Annotated in this window: 1 rRNA gene; it reads left to right on the forward strand. The window is 57.4% G+C overall.

Going from position 1 to position 1,374, the window contains the following annotated elements:
* Window positions 1–1,264 (forward strand): 23S ribosomal RNA (locus tag IEZ03_RS37250); the annotation flags it as partial.
* Window positions 1,265–1,374: the final 110 nt, after the last annotated feature.

The following is a 1,374-nucleotide window of genomic DNA, read 5'->3' on the forward strand; positions in this document are numbered from 1 at the left end:
CGATCGGGTGAACTGTGGTTAAGGAACTCGGCAAATTGCCCCCGTAACTTTGGGAGAAGGGGGACCGTGCCCGGTGAACGCCCTTGCGGTGGGAGCTGGGTGTGGTCGCAGTGGCCAGGGGGAAGCGACTGTTTACTAAAAACACAGGTCCGTGCGAAGTCGTAAGACGCTGTATACGGACTGACGCCTGCCCGGTGCCGGAACGTTAAGAGGACCGGTTAGATCTTTCGGGGTCGAGGCTGAGAATCTAAGCGCCGGTAAACGGCGGTGGTAACTATAACCATCCTAAGGTAGCGAAATTCCTTGTCGGGTAAGTTCCGACCTGCACGAATGGCGTAACGACTTCCCCGCTGTCTCAACCACAGGCCCGGTGAAATTGCAGTACGAGTAAAGATGCTCGTTTCGCGCAGCAGGACGGAAAGACCCCGGGACCTTCACTATAGCTTGGCATTGGCGTTTGGAGCGTCTTGTGTAGGATAGGTGGGAGACTGTGAAGCCGGCACGCCAGTGTCGGTGGAGTCGTTGGTGAAATACCACTCTGGTCGTTTTGAGCGTCTAACCCGCGCCCGTGTATCCGGGTGGGGGACAGTGCCTGGTGGGTAGTTTAACTGGGGCGGTTGCCTCCTAAAGTGTAACGGAGGCGCCCAAAGGTTCCCTCAGCCTGGTTGGCAATCAGGTGGTGAGTGTAAGGGCACAAGGGAGCTTGACTGTGAGACGGACGTGTCGAGCAGGTGCGAAAGCAGGGCCTAGTGATCCGGCACCTACGTGTGGAAGTGGTGTCGCTCAACGGCTAAAAGGTACCCCGGGGATAACAGGCTGATCTTCCCCAAGAGTCCATATCGACGGGATGGTTTGGCACCTCGATGTCGGCTCGTCGCATCCTGGGGCTGGAGTAGGTCCCAAGGGTTGGGCTGTTCGCCCATTAAAGCGGCACGCGAGCTGGGTTTAGAACGTCGCGAGACAGTTCGGTCCCTATCCGCTGCGCGCGTAGGAGAATTGAGAGGGTCTGTCCCTAGTACGAGAGGACCGGGACGGACGAACCTCTGGTGTGCCAGTTGTCCCGCCAGGGGCATGGCTGGTTGGCTACGTTCGGTCGGGATAACCGCTGAAAGCATCTAAGCGGGAAGCCTTCCTCGAGATGAGTTCTCCCACCCCTTTTTGTGGGTGTAAGGCTCCCGGTAGACGACCGGGTTGATAGGCCGGGTATGGAAGCGCGGTAACGTGTGGAGTTGACCGGTACTAATAGGCCGAGTGGCTTGAACACACAATTCGTTCAAAGCATATCGCTGTTGTGTGGGTGTTCGCGTCCCTGTGTGGTTCTCAGGAAACAACCTGGGCAACCCGTGTGTTGTTAATTGAATGTGCTGAGCCTTG

It is taken from the genome of Actinomadura livida (assembly GCF_014648675.1).
GTDB lineage: Bacteria > Actinomycetota > Actinomycetes > Streptosporangiales > Streptosporangiaceae > Spirillospora > Spirillospora livida.